The sequence below is a fragment of the Streptomyces sp. NBC_01089 genome (genome assembly GCF_045162975.1).
In the GTDB taxonomy this organism is placed as follows: domain Bacteria; phylum Actinomycetota; class Actinomycetes; order Streptomycetales; family Streptomycetaceae; genus Streptomyces.
Window position 1 is genome coordinate 4,001,892 of sequence record NZ_CP108660.1, and the last position, 14,984, is coordinate 4,016,875.

Sequence of the window (14,984 nt, forward strand, 5' to 3'; positions counted from 1 at the left end):
GACTCGGTAATGCGGCGTGGCGCCCCGGGACAGAGAGATGCGGTCTTGACATGGTGCGTACGGAGAGACTTGACGGGCCGTACGCCTCGGGAGGGGCGTCCCGGGCAGAGGAGCGTTGCGCATGAGCCTTCGGCTGAAGGGCATCACCCGCGAAGAACACCTGGCCTTCATCAGGACCCGGCCTTCGGCGAGCCATATGCAGGTCCCGTCGTGGGGCGACGTGAAACCGGACTGGCGGGCGGAGAGCCTGGGCTGGTACGACACGGACGACCGGCTCGTCGGGGCGGGGCTCGTCCTGTCCAGACCCCTGCCCAGGCTCCGGCGCTGTCTCGCCTATCTGCCCGAGGGCCCCGTCATCGACTGGCACGCCGCCGACCTGGAGCGGTGGCTCGAACCGATGCTGGCCCATCTGAAGAGGCAGGGGGCGTTCTCGGTGAAGATGGGGCCGCCCGTGGTCGCCAGGAGCTGGGACACCGACGCGGTCAAGGCCGCGATCGCCGATCCTGCGGCCGGACGGCTGCGGGACACGGAGGCGACCTGGCACGACCCCCGGGCGACCGATGTCGCCGACCGGCTGCGCCGGATGGGCTGGCAGCAGACCGAACCGGGCGGCGATGACGGCTTCGCGGCGGGCCAGCCGCGCTATGTGTTCCAGGTGCCCTTCGCGGGGCGCTCGCTCGACGAGGTGCAGCAGGGCTTCAACCAGCAGTGGCGGCGCAACATCAAGAAGGCCGAGAAGGCCGGGGTCACCGTCGTACGGGGCGAGTACGGAGACCTGTCCGCCTTCTACGACCTGTACGCCGAGACGGCCGAGCGTGACCGGTTCATCGCCCGCCCGCTCTCCTACTTCCAGCGGATGTGGACCGTACTGACGGCCGAGGACCCCGACCGTATGCGGCTCTATCTCGCCCACCACGAGGGTGACGTCCTCGCGGCGGCCACCATGCTGACGGTCGGCGAGCACGTCTGGTACTCCTACGGCGCCTCCACCGGCAGAAAGCGCGAGGTCCAGCCGAACAACGCCATCCAGTGGCGCATGATGTCCGACGCCCACGCGCTCGGCGCGGGCGTCTACGACCTGCGGGGCATCACCGACACCCTGGACGAGAGCAACCACCTCCTGGGCCTGCTCCGCTTCAAGGTCGGCACCGGCGGCCACGCCGTCGAGTACCTGGGCGAGTGGGACTTCCCCCTCAACCGCTTCCTGCACAAGGCCCTCGACCTGTACATGTCCCGCCGCTGAACCGGCGGACGCTCAGGGTCCGCCGAGCAGCTCCAGGGCCTCGGCCCAGCGGAACCCGGCGGCGGGGTGCGGCGCGCCGGGCCGGCCCGGGTCGTACGCGCTGAACAGGACGCCCATGCCACGCAGCGTGTCCACGCTCCTGCGGTACGCGGGGTGGGCGGCCTGGGCCGCGTTCAGACAGGGCAGTACGGCGGTGCGGATGCCCGCGCCGTACGCCTCGCAGAGGATGCCGAGCGCCAGGGTGTCGGAGATACCGGCCGCCCATTTGTTGATCGTGTTGAACGTGGCGGGCGCCACCGCGATGGCGTCCGCGGGCGGCAGCGGGCGCGGGTCGCCCGGGGCACGCCAGGCAGATCTGATCGGGTAGCCGGTCTGTGCCACCACCGCTTCCGCGTCGATGAAGCCGAGCCCCTGCGGGGTGGCGACGACGCCGACGTCCCACCGGGCCTGCTGCGCGGCGGTGATCAGCTCGCCCACACCGCCCGCGATTCCGGACGCGCAGACCACCACGTACAGGAAGGGCCGGGAGTCCCCGGACCGGTGCGTCGCGTCGGTCTGTTCCGTCATGTGGCCCCCGGTGCCTGGTGGTTCGGTGTGCGGCTGCGGGACCAGTCTGCTGGACGCGTCGCCGTCCGTGGCCGGGAGGCCCCGCAGGACGGGCCGGTCCGGCGGCCGATGCTGCCCGTCCGTACCTGGCGTCAGCGGCTCCCCGCCGCGTATACAGGAGAGGTTGACCGTCTCCCGCCGGAAGAGAGATCCCATGCACGGGCACGAGAACGCCGGACGCACCGGGGCCGGCACCGGCCGTGCCCCGGCCGGCGAACCCGCATCCGCTGCCTCCGCGCAGCTGCGCGGGCTGCTCGGCGTGCAGGCCGGTGCCGGCAACGCCGCTGTCATCCAGCTGCTCCGCCGCAACGGCCACCCGTGGGCCCAGGAGGAGCACGAGCACAGCGCCGGATGCGGCCACCAGCAGGCCGAGCCGGCCCAGCGGGCAGAGACGCGCCGGCCCGAGGTGCAGCGCTCCGCCGTCCACGACGTGCTGCGGACATCCGGCAGGCCGCTGGACGACACCACCCGTACCGACATGGAGGCGCGACTGGGCGCGGACTTCTCCGACGTCCGCATCCACAACGACTCGGCGGCCAGGGCCTCCGCGGCCGAGGTCGGCGCCCGCGCCTACACCAGCAGCAACCACATCGTCATCGGGGACGGGGGCGGGGACCAGCACACCCTGGCCCATGAACTCACGCATGTCATCCAGCAGCGCCAGGGACCGGTCGTCGGCACCGACAACGGCGACGGGCTGAAGGTCTCCGACCCGTCCGACCGCTTCGAGCGCGAGGCCGAGGCCACGGCCGCCCGGGTCATGGCGGCCGGCCCCCGGGCCGACGAGGACGTGCAACGCCGGACGGCGCCTTCCCACCGGCCGGCCGGTCCCTTCGTGCAGCGGGCCTACGACCACGCCGACCCGGCCAACCCGCAGAACGTCATGACCACAGAGCACTGGGAACGCGAGGCAGGGCTGCGCGGCGCCGACGGTACGTCCTCACGGGAGATGGCCGAGGAGACAGGCCGCCTCAGGGCCCCCGGCAAGAAGAACCAGAAGAACCAGAAGAAGGCCGCCAAGGGCACGACACGCACCATGGACGAGATCATCAAGACCGTCGGGCTGGCACTGCTGCGTGACCTGGCGGCCAAGCCGCCGGGCTCGGGCAGCCTGGAGCTGTTCCGGTCCATGAGTCACGCCGAGGCGGCGGGCATCCTGAGCTACTGGGGCAGTGACGCACAGCTTGCCGCCCTGGCCTATGTGGAGCAGGGGGGCGGCACGGCCAAGGGGTTCAAGACCCAGCACACAGGCATGACGATCGGCGCTCACCTGGGCGACCAGGAACAGGCGGACTACTACCTCGGCTTGGCGGGCGACAGCTATCAGGTCCAGCTGAAGTTCACGCTGAAGCCGGGCGCGCACGAACTCCTCTTCACCTCGGACCACATGGCGCTCGGACCGGGCCACAAGACCGACCTGATCCGCAAGGCGATGGGCGGCGAGCACCAGGCCGCGACGGGCAACGAAGGCACGCTGCCCGGCTACGTCGGGATGAAGGCGGAGAAGAACGAGCCGTACAGCCTGGCGGTCGCCCAGGGCGCCAAGAACAAGAACGGCCGGGAAGCCGGCCCCAGCCAGCTGCTGTTCCAGCTGTTCGTCCAGGACGTCAGCCTCGTGAAGAACAAGCCTGCCCCTGCCGGGTGAGTGAGCCCTGCCGGGTGAGTGAGCCCTGCCGGGTGAGTGAGCCCTGCCGGGTGAATGAGCCCCGCCGGGGTGACAGCCCTCAAGAGCTGTCCGTCCCCCTGCGGGCCACATAGACCGTGTTGGTCGACGTTCCCCCCTGGAGCGGGTTCCCGAAGGTGACCACGTGCGCCCGCGTGTGCGGGAAGACCTCCGCGAGTACCGCCCCGAACTCCGCGTCCGGCGGGTCGTTCGACCACAGCGCGAAGGCCCCGCCCGGGTGCAGCAGTCCGGCGAGGGCGCGCAGCCCCGCCGGGCGGTAGAGCGCGGCGTGGCTCGGGTGCAGGACATGGCGCGGTGAGTGGTCGACGTCCAGCAGGATCGCGTGGAAACGGCGCCCCGGCTCCTCGGGGTCCAGGCCGCCCGGGCCGGTGGCCAGGGCGAAGAAGTCGCCGTGGACCAGCCGGCAGCGGTCGTCGGCCGCCAGCCCCGCGCCCAGCGGGACGAGGCCGCGCCGGTGCCAGTCGATGACCTCGCCCAGGGCGTCGACCACCATCAGTGAGGCCACCCGCCGGTCGTCCAGCGCCGCCCGCGCCGTGTACCCGAGGCCGAGGCCGCCCACGGCGACGTCCAGCGGGGCGTCCGGCAGCTCCGCGAGGCCGAGCCGGGTGAGTTCGGTCTCACCCAGGGTGAAGAGGCTCGACATCAGGAACTCGTCCCCGAGCTTCACCTCGTACACGTCGTCCCCTGACGCCGGGTCGCGCCGGCGCCGCAGACTGATCTCGCCCATCGGCGTGGGCCGCCAGTCGATTTCCTGGAAACGTGCACTCATCCGCTGTCCTTGTCCCTGGTACTTCCCCCGGCGCCCCCGCCCCCTGGAGGGTCCCACAGCGGGCGGCGCGGACCGTCCCGCGCCGGACGCCGGTCCCGGCCGGGTGGCGCCTTGCCGCACACTGGTGGTTCGGACGGACGAGGGACTGGTGGCGAGGGTGCAGACGTACGGGACTTCCGCGGGCAAAGGGGACGCCCCCGGCGGAGCTGGTGTGAGCGGGACGGCGGCCGAGGCGGCCAGGCGGCGGACCTTCGCGGTCATCAGCCACCCCGACGCGGGAAAGTCGACGATCACCGAGGCCCTGGCCCTGCACGCGCACGCCATCACCGAGGCGGGCGCCGTGCACGGGAAGTCGGGGCGGCGCGCGGTCGCGTCCGACTGGATGGAGATGGAGAAGGCGCGCGGGATCTCCGTGACGTCGGCGGTGCTCCAGTTCGACCACCGCGGCCATGTGCTCAACCTCCTCGACACCCCCGGCCACGCGGACTTCTCCGAGGACACCTACCGGGTGCTCGCTGCGGTCGACTGCGCGGTGATGCTCATCGACGCCGCCAAGGGCCTGGAGGAGCAGACCCGCAAGCTCTTCGACGTCTGCCGGCACCGCCGTATCCCGGTGATCACCTTCGTCAACAAGTGGGACCGGCCGGGCCGTGAGGCCCTGGAGCTGCTGGACGAGATCGAGCGCGAGCTGCGGGTCCGGCCCACCCCGGTGACCTGGCCGGTCGGCGAGGCCGGCGAGATGCGCGGCCTGATCGACGCGCGCTCCCCCGAGCGGATGCTGCGCTACACCCGTACGCCCGGCGGCGCCCACCAGGCCGAGGAGGAGATCATCTCGGCCGAGCAGGCGGCCACCGAGGAGGGCGACCGCTGGGAGCAGGCCACCGAGGAGCTGCAGCTGCTGCAGGCCGAGGGCGCCGAGTTCGACCCGGAGTCCTTCCTGGGCGCCACGTCGACGCCGGTCTTCTTCGGTGCGGCGGTCTCCAACATCGGTGTACGGCTGCTGCTCGACGCGATCGTCGACATCGCCCCGGCGCCGCACGCCCGCGAGCTGGAGGGCGGCGGCGCCCGCCCGGTCGACGCGCCCTTCTCCGGGCTCGTCTTCAAGGTGCAGGCGAACATGGACCCCTCGCACCGGGACCGCATCGCGTTCCTGCGGGTGTGCTCGGGGGTCTTCGAGCGCGGGGAGACCGTCACCCGGGCCGCGACCGGGCGGCCGTTCGCCACCAAGTACGCGCACAGCATCTTCGGCCAGGACCGCTCCATGGTCGACACCGCCTACCCGGGTGACGTGGTCGGCCTGGGCAACGCGGCGGCGCTCCGGGTGGGCGACACCCTGTACGACGGGCCGCCCGCGATGTTCCCGCCGATGCCGACCTTCGCGCCCGAGCACTTCGCCGCCGTACGGCCGGCCGACATCAGCCGCTCCAAGCAGTTCCGGCGCGGGATCGCCCAGCTCGACGAGGAGGGCGTGGTCCAGGTGCTGGTCTCGGACCGGCGCGGGGACCAGTCGCCGGTGCTCGCGGCGGTGGGGCCGATGCAGTTCGACGTGGTGACGCACCGGATGGCGGGCGAGTTCTCCTCGCCGGTCCGTCTTGAGTTCCTGCCGTACCACCTGGCGAGGTCCACGGACGCGGCGGGCGGCGACGCGCTGAACAGCGCGCGGCTGGTCCAGGGCGAGGCGCTGACCCGGGTCCGCGACAAGGAGGTGCTGGCGCTCTTCCCCGACAAGTGGCAGGCCAACTCCTTCCAGCGGGCGTTCCCCGACGCCCGCCTGGACCACCTGCTGGCGGCGCACGACTAGAGCGCGCCGTCCGGCCCTGCCTCAGCCGGCGCACTCCGTGTCGTGCGCCGGCCGCAGGCCCGTGGTGAGGAAGCGCGTCACGGTCCGGTCCCCGCAGGCGTTCCCGGTGCCCAGGTAGGAGCCGTGGCCGCCGCTGTCGACCGTGACCAGCCGGGCCCGGCCGCCGAGCGCGGCACGCATCTTCAGGGCGCCGGAGTACGGGGTTTCGGGGTCCCGGCGGTTCTGGATCATCAGGATGTCCGACGGACCCTGGTCGGTGATCCGGGCGGGCGGAGCGGCCGGTGCGTCCTTCCAGAAGGTGCAGGGCGTGATGTTCACCGGCATCCCCGCCGTGAGCGGGTGCGCGGCGCGGTCGGCGGCCACCGCGGGCCCGTACGAGGAGACCGGGTCCGGCCAGCGCACGTCGTTGCAGATCACCCCGATCGCCACGGCCGCGTCCTCGTCGGGGATGGCCTGGGAGAGATCGGGCGTCAGGACGGGCGTCGCGGCCGGGTCCTGCGCGGCCTTGATCAGCTGGGCCAGCCGCGGAAACGCATCGTCGCTCGCGACCGCGCTCTGCAGCGCCTGCCGCAGCAGGGTGCCGGTGAGCGGGACGCCGGGGGTGGTCGTCTCCTTCGGCTCCCGATCCAGCTTCGCGGCCAGCGCGAGGAACAACGGCCTTACCTCATCGGGCTGTTGGGCCAAGCGCAGCCCGTCGCCCGCCCTGGCGGGATCGGCGGCCCAGGCCGCGAAGTCGGGCATCCGGTCCTCCACGCCGACCGCCATGTTGGCCAGCCAGCCACGGGCGACACGCGACGGGTCGGGGTCGCCGTTGCTGTCCAGGACCCAGCGGTCGGTGTGCTGCGGATACTTCTGCGCGTACTGGGCCCCGACGTACGTCCCGTACGACACCCCCCACGCCGAGAGCTTCTCCTCGCCCAGCGCCTGCCGGAAGCGGTCGATGTCGCGGACCTCGTCGGCCGTGGTGAGACTGCGCAGGACCGGGCCGCCGTTGCGGGCGCACGCGTCGGCGGTCCGCCGGGCTCTCGCGGTGTTCTCGGCGATCCCGCCGTCCGCCGCGGGCCAGGACCTGACCGTCACCAGCTGCCGGTCGGCAGCGGGGAGCCCGCAGCTCGCCCGCGTACTGCCGCCCACGCCACGGGGGTCGAGGCTGACGATGTCGTACGCACCGCCCAACTGCCCTTGCAGCGCGGCCCCTTTCTGCGTCAGGCGCTGCACGCCGGACCCGCCGGGCCCCCCGGGGATCACGAGGAGCGTCCCGCGCCGTGCGGCCGGCCGGTCGCTCCGCAGCCGGGACACCGCGAGGGTGAGCTGCGGCCCGTCCGGGTGGCGGTAGTCGAGCGGTACGGGCAGCTCGGCGCACTCCTGGCCGGCGGGGCCACCGGACTGGGCGCAGGCCCGCCAGCTGAGCGCCGGTACAGCAGTCGACGCGCGGGCGGGCGGTGTCCCGGGGTGTGCGGCCGGGACCGGCGATGTGGCCGGTACGGCGGTCGCGGCCGGGACGACCGAGGCGGTGAGAGCGGTGGCGACAGCGGTCGTGGACAGTGCGCGGAAGAGGCCCTTGTGGGCGTAACTTGTCATGGGACAAGGGTTGTTGACCCGCACCGCGGTGCCCATACGACAGGCACGAGACCCCAGGTGGGGGTAACCCCCCGGCCCGCTCAGGGGCTGTCCGGCGGCGGGGCGCCGAAGCACTCCTGGGCCCGGCTCAGCACCAGGTCGACGAAGTCGCTGACGACCGGGGTCCTGGTGCGGGACGTCACCCGGGTCAGGCCGACCGTGCGGGAGGCCCCCGGGTCGTCGAGCGGCAGGTCCACGAGGCCGGGCACCCGGACCGGGGACGGCGGCAGCACCGCGACCCCGAGGCCCGCGGCGACGAAGCCGCGGATGGTGGCGATCTCGGCGCCCTCGAACGCGACACGCGGCGGGAAACCGGCGGCTGCGCAGAGGCTGTTGACCAGTCGGCGCAGACCGTAACCGGTGGCCGCCATCACGAAGTCCTCGTGCTCGGCGTCGGCCAGCCGGACCCGGCGCCGCCCGGCCAGCGGATGGCCGGCCGGTACGACGAGACTCAGCGGCTCGGCCGCGACCGGGAGGGTGGTGATGCCCGGCTCGTCGGGCAGCGGTGAGGTCAGGCAGAGGTCGACCTCACCCGCCCGGAGCCGGTCGAGCAGTCCCTGCGCGTTGTCCTGGACCAGCTGGAAGCGGACCTTGGGGTGCCGCTCGCGGAACCAGCTGACCAGCAGCGGCACCGGGGCCGAGCCGAGCGCGGGCAGGAAGCCCAGGGCGACGGTGCCCGGCATGTCGGTGGCAAGCCGCAGCTCCTCGCACCCGGTCGCGATCTCCGCGAGCCCCCGCTGCACCCGGGCCAGAAAGGCGCGGCCCTGCCGGGTCAGCCGCAGCCCCCGGCCCTCCCGGTCGAAGAGCGGGGTGCCGACGGCCGCCTCCAGCCGGGCGATGCTGCGGCTGACGGTCGACTGCGGGGTGCCCAACTCGCCTGCCGCGGCGGAGAGATGCTCAAGTCCGGCGACGGTCACGAACCGTACGAGGTCGGGACACATCCCGAACAGCGGCGCCGGCAGATGCTGCACATCGGACGACAGCACGGCGGGAGGCGGGACGGGGGAAGAGGAGGAGGGGGAGGAGGACGGAGCGGGCGAGGGGGAACTGCGGGGCGCGGCTCCCGGTGTCTGAGCCGGTGTCTGAGCCGGTGCCGGAGCCGGTCTTGGCGCGGGACCCGGCGCGGGATTCTGTACGGCATTCGGCGCGGGCTTTGGTGCGGGTTTGGGCGCGAGGCGGCGGGGCCCGTCCGGGCGGTGTTCCATATACGGAACGTATCCCAGCAATCCATGCATTGGACGCATGAACGGTACCCGGCCTACCGTCGTCCGGTGACTGACCCGCACATACCGCCTGCCGCGCACACGCGAGGGACACCCGGTTTCCGCCGGGCCACCGGGGCGCTCTTCGCCGCCGGGCTGACCACGTTCATGACGCTGTACTGCGTCCAGGCCCTGCTGCCCGCCCTGTCCACGCACTTCAGCCTGTCCCCCGCGGCCTCGTCGCTGACGATCTCGGTCTCCACCGCCGCCATGGCCGTCGCCGTGGTGCCGCTGACCGCCCTCTCCGACGCGTGGAGCAGGACCGGGATGATGAGCCTGGCGCTGGCGGCGGCCGCGCTCCTCGGCATCGCGGCGGCCTTCGCGCCCAACTACCCGGTGCTGCTGGTCTTCCGGGTGCTCCAGGGCCTCGCGCTGGCCGGCCTCCAGGCCACGGCGATGTCGTATCTGGCCGAGGAGGTGCACCGCGAATCGCTCGGCCAGGCCATGGGGCTCTATGTGGCGGGCAACGGGATCGGCGGTATGGCGGGCCGGCTCGTCGCCGACGGCGTGCTGGACCTGACCGGCAGCTGGCGCTGGGCGATCGGCGCGGTCGGCGCGGTGGCCGCGGTCTGCGCCGTGATCTTCCATCTGACGGTGCCCGCCTCCGTACGCTTCGTACGCCGGGAGGCCAGGCCGCGCGCGCTCGCGTCCGCGATCGGCCGGGCACTGCCGGACAGCGCCCTGCTCAGGCTCTATCTGATCGGCTTCCTGGCGATGGCCGGGTTCGTCACGGTCTACAACTACCTGGGCTTCCGGCTCATCGACGCGCCGTTCCACCTGTCCGAGACGACGGCGGGGCTGCTCTTCATCGCGTACGCCGCCGGTTCGTTCTCCTCGGCGGCCGCCGGCCGGCTGGTCGACCGGTACGGCCGGCCGCGGGTGCTGGTGCCCGCGCTGCTCGTCACGCTCGCGGGGCTGGCGCTGATGCTCGTACCGCAGCTCGGCGCCGTGATCCCCGGCCTGGTGATCTTCACCGTGGGCTTCTTCGCGGCCCACTCGGTGGCCAGCGGCTGGGTCGGCGGCCGGTCGACCGTGCTGGGGGTGCAGGGCGCGGCGGTCTATCTGTTCTTCTACTACATCGGCAGCGCGGTCGGCGGTTCCGTGGGCGGAATCGCGTACTCCGCCGGGGCGTGGAACGGCCTGACCCTCTACTGCGGCTGCCTGGTCGCGGTGGCCCTGCTCAGCGCGGTGACCCTGCGCGGGGTGCGGACCGCGGCCCGGCCCAAGCCCGTGGCGGAGCCGTCCGGGCAGCCCGCGCCCGAGCCGTCGGCCGGGGCGGCCGCGGTCACTCGACCCGGCGACGCTCCCGGCGGCGGGCGCTGAACCGGCGGCGGTAGGAGCCGGTGAGCAGCAGCAGGGTCGCCGCGACGACGGTGACGGCCTGCGCGATCGCCGCGAGCCACTTGTCGCCGAACCAGACCGGCTCGTACATGTTCGGCACCGGTCCGAGCTTGCCCACGTTGACGTACCGGTAGATGAGGATCAGCGCCAGCCCTCCGGCGGCGACCAGCCAGGCGAACGCGTCGGACACGGCACGGCGCCAGACCAGCACGAGCAGCGCGGCCAGCGCGGCGAGCCCGGCCTCGATCCGGAAGAGCGTGCCCTGGCTGATGCTCGCCGAGACCGGGTCGTAGCGGTCGGCGAGGTGCGCGTGTACGTAGGCGTCGACCGCGAGTCCCGCGGCGGCCAGCACACAGAGCAGCACCCGCAGGTACCGGCGCCCCGGACGGGGAGCGGGGTCCGGCGGCTCGGCAAGCGAGGAATCGGACGGCATGGGGGTCCCTTCCCGGCACGGTCGAAGAAGCACGGTCGGACAAGCGCGGTCGAACAGGCACGGTCGAACAGGCACGCTCGTGCACGATCCGCGTCAGCTGACGGTGAGCGAGCCCTTCATGTACTGGTGGATGGTGCAGATGTAGGGGTACTTGCCCTTGGCGGACGGCGCCGTGAAGGTGACCGTCTTTCCGGCGGCGATGTCACCCGTGTCGAACGCCTTCTTGCCGGTGGCCGTCAGCGTGTGGGTCGTCGAGTCCTGGTTCGTCACGGTGACCTTCGTCCCGGGGGCGACGGTCAGCGCGGCGGGCATGAACTTGAAGTTCTTGATCGTGATCCGGCTGCCCTTGCCGCTCGCCGTGGACGCCGCGCCGGTGGGCTTGGTGGACGACGACGAAGAGGATTTCGATCCGCTGTCCGAGCAGCTGGTGACGGCGGTCAGCATGCAGAGCGCCACTGCGGCAACCGCCACACGCGGTCTGCGGGTACGGGCGGGCATCGTGTCTCCGGTGGTCTCGGGGCGGCCGGGGCCGGCCCCGGCCAGGCGCGAGGGGGGGGCGCCTGGCCGGGAGCCGGAAGGGGACGGACGGGTCGAGCGGTCCAGCGGTCCAGCGGTCCAGCGGTCCAGCGGTCGAACGAATCCGGACGGAGCCGGACAGAGGCGAGGTGCCCGCCAGGGCCGGACGGGCTCCGACCGGCCCTGGCGGCAGACTCAGCCGGGCCCGGCCGGACTCAGACCGTCAGCAGGCTGGGGCTGGCGGCATTCTTCGTACCGATGAAGGCGTCCGGCACCGGGTACTGACCCAGCACGTAGTGCAGGATCGCCGCGTGCATGGCCTCGACCGGGGCGATGGTCGCCGCCGTGTTGACCCCGCCCATGCTCTTGACGTTGTACGTCGCGAACACATAGGTCTCGGTGGCCTGGTCCTCCAGCTGGAGCGCCAGCTTGGCCACCCCGGTGACGTCCTTGACCTGGCCGAGCGCCTTGGTGGTCGCGGCCTGGTTGGAGAGCGGCACATCGGTGATCTTGGGCTTGCCCGCGCTGGAGAGCACACCGTTCCACGCGTTGGCGTGGTCCTTGTGCTGAGCCATCGCGGTCTGGATGAACGTCGCGACGGCAGGCGGCACCTTGCCGAGCTTGCCCGCGTTGGCCGCCTTGAGAGCGGCCTGGTAGGCGCCGACTGCCTGGTTCTCCAGGGCCACCGCCAGGGCGACGACCTTCAGGTCCCCTGTGTACTTGCCGGCACCGGCCGACGAGGACGCCGATGCGCTCGCCGACGTGCCGGCCGACGGGGAACCGGACGCGCTCCCGCCGGTCGGCGTCGTGCTGGACTTCCCGCCGCACGCGGCGAGCGCCAGCATGGCCGCCGAAGCACCGGCGCCGGTCAGGAACCGGCGGCGGGCCAGGTGCGCACGCTCTTCGTCGATCCGGTCGGAACGGGAGGACTCCAGGTCCTTGAGCTCCGTCGACAGGTCACGGGCGGACGCGGTCATGACAGGCAGGGTCGCCCGGTGGGCCTCGTCCATCTCGCTCGTCAGGCGGGACATCTCGCCCTCGCTGATCGGCAGCTCCCAGCTGCCCCTGCTGTTGCTCATTTGACGGCCCCTTCACTGACCGGCGACGCCATCTTGGTGGGGTAGAAGGAGTCCGGGAACCCGACGCTGCCGATGTTGGCGGGCAGCTTCGCGACGTCCGTCGGGATCGCGATGAGGCTGGTCTTCCCGTCGGCCAGCAGGGCCTGCACAGCCAGCAGCGTGGCGCGGTGCTGCGCCTCCACCGGCGCGACCGAGGCGAAGAGCTGACGCAGGCTGGTGTCGTGGACCTGCCCGACGTTCTTGGTGTACGTCTGCGCGGCGACATCCTCCAGCGTGATGGCCAGCTTGACCACGTCCGCCGATGTCTTGATCGTCGGCAGGGTCTTCTTGACGACCGCCGCGTACTTCGGGTCCGTGCCCGTCTGCTCCTTGCCGCCGGCCTTCTTGGCGGCGGCGTTGAACGCCTGGGCGTGCGCGGTGTGCTGCTGCGCCGTCTTCGTGATGAAGGCCAGCACGGTCTTGTTGCCGGTCTTGATGAACGGCAGCCCGGCGGCGGTGTGATAGACGCTCACCGCCAGGTTCTCGATCGAGGCGGCTGTCTGGAGTGCCATGACGTCGGTGCTCGACGCGGCCGCGGCGCGTCCGGCGCCCAGCAGGGTCGCCGCGCCTGCGGCTCCCAGCAGAGTCCCCCGGCGCTGCCACCAGCGACGGCTCGAAGATTCGGCTGTTTCGGCGAAATCCGCCAGAGCGGAGTTCGTCACCCGGAGCGCGTCGCTGTTCAAATCCTGCGACTGCTCGGTCAGCTCCTTCAACAACCCGGTGTCGATGTGATCGGTACCCATCGCGTCCCATCTCCTTCCCCGCGCCGGACAGCACGGGTGTCTCCCCGAGCCTTGGGCAAGGGGGAGGTGTGGGACCCGTTCACTGAGACCGAATGCCACAAGGCGTACCCGAATGAAGGACGAATCGGTTGCCCGAGGCGCGCATCTCGGTCCGGGCGGGAACCGGGGAGGCCGCCGCTCCGGCAAGGGAAGAAGCGGCCCTCCCGGATTGTTGGTAAATACAAATACCTGAACGGGCCTCCCGAACTGCCCACAGAACAACAACCGCGCAGAATCGCCGGACCACACCGAACACCGAACCGCCGCACCGCTGAACGCCGAACCACCGAACCGCCGCACCACCGAACCAAGGAGCATCCGTGCAGCCCACCGAGCAGCCGGCCCAGCAGCCCACCGAGAAGCCGACCGAGAAGCCCGCCGAAGCCGTAGCCCGGCTGCGAGCCACCTTCCGTACCGGCCGGACCAGGACCCTGTCCTGGCGCACCGAACAGCTGCGCGGCCTGCGGGCGATGCTGACCGGGCACCGCCAGGAGCTGGCCGCCGCGCTCCACTCCGACCTGGGCAAGAGCGAGCGCGAGTCATCGCGTACGGAGATCGACTTCACCGTGCGCGAGATCGACCACACCCTGGAGCGGCTGGAGGGCTGGCTGCGGCCCGAGCCCGTCGACGTACCTGAGCATCTCGGTTCGGCGAGCGCCTGGACCGTGCTGGACCCGCTGGGTGTCGTCCTGGTGATCGCCCCGTGGAACTACCCGGTCCAGCTGCTGCTCGCCCCGGTGGCCGGGGCGCTCGCGGCGGGCAACTGCGTCGTCGCCAAGCCCAGCGAACTGGCCCCCGCCACCTCCCGGACCGTCGCCGGGCTGCTGCCCCGGTATCTCGACCGCGACGCGGTGACGGTGGTCGAGGGCGCGGTACCGGAGACCACCGCCCTGCTCGAAGAGCGCTTCGACCACATCTTCTACACCGGCAACGGCACCGTGGGCCGCATCGTGATGCGCGCCGCCGCCGAGCATCTGACGCCGGTCTCCCTCGAACTGGGCGGCAAGTCACCGGCGTTCGTCGACCGGGACACCGACCTCGCGGCGGTGGCAGCCCGGCTTGTCTCGACCAAGTTCCTCAACGCGGGCCAGACCTGCGTCGCACCGGACTACGTCCTCACCGACCCCGGAACCGCCCGGGCACTGGAGGGCGCGCTGGCCTCGGCCGTACACGACCTGTTCGGCGACGACCCGGCCGCTTCGGGCGACTACGGCCGGATCATCAACGAACGCCACTTCGACCGGCTGACCGGCCTGCTCGGCTCGGGCCGCGTCGTGACCGGCGGCGAGAGCGACCGTACGGAGCGCTATCTCGCCCCCACCGTGCTCGCCGAAGTGGCCCCGGGCTCACCGGTCATGGCCGAGGAGATCTTCGGCCCGATCCTGCCGATCGTCGAGGTGGACGGCCTGGACGAGGCCATCGCGTTCATCAACGACCGGGACAAGCCGCTGGCGCTGTACGCGTTCACGGACTCCGTACTGACCCGCGACCGGCTCACGACGGAGACCTCGTCGGGCGGCCTCGGCTTCGGCATGCCGGTGGTCCATCTCACCGTGCCCGACCTGCCGTTCGGCGGGGTGGGCGAGAGCGGGATGGGCCGCTACCACGGCCGCTACTCACTGGAGACGTTCAGCCACCGCAAGGCAGTCCTGGACAAGCCACTCGGCTGACGTGCTCGGGGGACAGACCGACGTCACCCAACAGCAGTACTGGGTGCTGAACCGCCTGAACGGCGGGCCGTCGGCCCCGAGCTGCGCGGGGCTCTCGGCCGAACTCACCGGAGTTCAGGGGTTCTGAGGCCGGCCGCAC

Annotated in this window: 13 protein-coding genes; 5 read left to right on the forward strand and 8 right to left on the reverse strand. The window is 72.1% G+C overall.

The features are described 5' to 3' along the window. The first annotated feature begins 121 nt into the window (after window positions 1–121). Window positions 122–1,243: a lipid II:glycine glycyltransferase FemX gene (locus OG510_RS17690; RefSeq protein ID WP_406137951.1), complete on the forward strand. Its 1,122-nt coding sequence runs from the start codon at window positions 122–124 to the stop codon at window positions 1,241–1,243. 12 nt (window positions 1,244–1,255) lie between these two features. On the opposite strand, the gene OG510_RS17695 is transcribed toward OG510_RS17690, so the two are convergent. Next, window positions 1,256–1,810 carry a flavoprotein gene (locus OG510_RS17695; RefSeq protein WP_406142433.1) on the reverse strand — a complete coding sequence of 185 codons (555 nt, stop codon included), beginning with the start codon at window positions 1,808–1,810 and terminating at the stop codon, window positions 1,256–1,258. 193 nt (window positions 1,811–2,003) lie between these two features. Between OG510_RS17695 and OG510_RS17700 the strand changes: the two genes are divergently transcribed. Further along, window positions 2,004–3,494, forward strand: coding sequence for a DUF4157 domain-containing protein (locus tag OG510_RS17700; protein WP_406137952.1), 1,491 nt, complete (start codon window positions 2,004–2,006; stop codon window positions 3,492–3,494). Window positions 3,495–3,573: 79 nt separating this feature from the next. Here the strand turns inward: OG510_RS17700 and OG510_RS17705 are convergent, their stop codons facing one another. After that, on the reverse strand, window positions 3,574–4,302 hold the full coding sequence (locus OG510_RS17705) for a spermidine synthase (protein ID WP_406137954.1): 729 nt from the start codon (window positions 4,300–4,302) through the stop codon (window positions 3,574–3,576). A gap of 211 nt (window positions 4,303–4,513) precedes the next feature. Between OG510_RS17705 and OG510_RS17710 the strand changes: the two genes are divergently transcribed. Next, window positions 4,514–6,103 (forward strand): peptide chain release factor 3, encoded by a 1,590-nt coding sequence (locus OG510_RS17710; protein ID WP_164262476.1) that lies wholly within the window; start codon window positions 4,514–4,516, stop codon window positions 6,101–6,103. 21 nt (window positions 6,104–6,124) lie between these two features. On the opposite strand, the gene OG510_RS17715 is transcribed toward OG510_RS17710, so the two are convergent. Further along, window positions 6,125–7,684 carry an alpha/beta hydrolase gene (locus OG510_RS17715; protein WP_406137956.1) on the reverse strand — a complete coding sequence of 520 codons (1,560 nt, stop codon included), beginning with the start codon at window positions 7,682–7,684 and terminating at the stop codon, window positions 6,125–6,127. Between the two features lie 80 nt (window positions 7,685–7,764). Further along, entirely contained in the window at window positions 7,765–8,709 is a 945-nt protein-coding gene (locus OG510_RS17720) for a LysR family transcriptional regulator (RefSeq protein WP_406137958.1), read from the reverse strand. Window positions 8,710–8,994: 285 nt separating this feature from the next. Between OG510_RS17720 and OG510_RS17725 the strand changes: the two genes are divergently transcribed. After that, window positions 8,995–10,308 carry an MFS transporter gene (locus OG510_RS17725; RefSeq protein WP_406137960.1) on the forward strand — a complete coding sequence of 438 codons (1,314 nt, stop codon included), beginning with the start codon at window positions 8,995–8,997 and terminating at the stop codon, window positions 10,306–10,308. Here OG510_RS17725 and OG510_RS17730 read toward each other — a convergent pair. From OG510_RS17730 to OG510_RS17745, 4 genes are all read right to left on the reverse strand, one after another. Beyond that, window positions 10,271–10,759: a hypothetical protein gene (locus OG510_RS17730; RefSeq protein WP_406137962.1), complete on the reverse strand. Its 489-nt coding sequence runs from the start codon at window positions 10,757–10,759 to the stop codon at window positions 10,271–10,273. The genes OG510_RS17725 and OG510_RS17730 overlap by 38 nt on opposite strands. 93 nt (window positions 10,760–10,852) lie before the next feature. Beyond that, window positions 10,853–11,257, reverse strand: coding sequence for a cupredoxin domain-containing protein (locus OG510_RS17735; RefSeq protein ID WP_406137963.1), 405 nt, complete (start codon window positions 11,255–11,257; stop codon window positions 10,853–10,855). A 233-nt stretch (window positions 11,258–11,490) separates the two neighbouring features. Then, on the reverse strand, window positions 11,491–12,354 hold the full coding sequence (locus OG510_RS17740) for a ferritin-like domain-containing protein (protein ID WP_406137965.1): 864 nt from the start codon (window positions 12,352–12,354) through the stop codon (window positions 11,491–11,493). Continuing rightward, a complete protein-coding gene (locus tag OG510_RS17745; RefSeq protein ID WP_406137967.1) occupies window positions 12,351–13,136 on the reverse strand; it encodes a ferritin-like domain-containing protein in 786 nt (261 codons plus the stop codon). The genes OG510_RS17740 and OG510_RS17745 overlap by 4 nt, the downstream gene beginning before the upstream one ends. Window positions 13,137–13,495: 359 nt before the next feature. Here OG510_RS17745 and OG510_RS17750 point away from each other — a divergent pair, with 359 nt between their 5' ends. Beyond that, the gene (locus OG510_RS17750; RefSeq protein ID WP_406137968.1) at window positions 13,496–14,845 is read left to right on the forward strand and encodes an aldehyde dehydrogenase family protein; all 1,350 of its coding nucleotides are present in this window, start codon (window positions 13,496–13,498) and stop codon (window positions 14,843–14,845) included. Window positions 14,846–14,984 lie beyond the last annotated feature (139 nt).